The organism is Streptomyces sp. SID3343 (assembly GCF_009865215.1).
Taxonomy (GTDB): Bacteria; Actinomycetota; Actinomycetes; order Streptomycetales; family Streptomycetaceae; genus Embleya.
The window spans coordinates 1-339 of record NZ_WWJX01000087.1; the positions used below are offsets into that span (position 1 = coordinate 1).

The window sequence follows — 339 nt, forward strand, 5'->3', positions numbered from 1 at the left end:
GCCGCCGGCCGAGCCCGTGACGGTGCCGGCTCCGCCGGTCGCCGTGCCGGTGGAGGCGCCTGCGGTCGTTGGTGTCGAGCCGGTGTCCGCGGCCGAGGAGAGTGCCCCGCACGCGGTTGTCGAGGTGCCCGCGGCGGATGCGCCCATGGCGGACGTGCCGCAGGCGCAGGTGGGTTCGGCCGAGCCGGTCGTCGCCGACTCCGTTGTCGCGTCGGTCGAGTCGGATGCGGGCGGGCCGGTCGCGGCAGCGGTCGTGCCGGTGGGACCGGTCGAGCCCGTGCCCGTGCCCGAGCCCGTGCCCGTGCCCGCCGAGGTTCCCGTGGCCGGTCACGAAGATCC

Annotated in this window: 1 protein-coding gene; it reads left to right on the forward strand. The window is 77.6% G+C overall.

The window, feature by feature from the left end; all coding sequences use genetic code 11:
- Positions 1-145: 145 nt before the first annotated feature.
- Positions 146-339, forward strand: a 194-nt coding sequence (locus GT354_RS53360) for a hypothetical protein (protein ID WP_237534315.1), incomplete at its 3' end; no start/stop codon positions are given.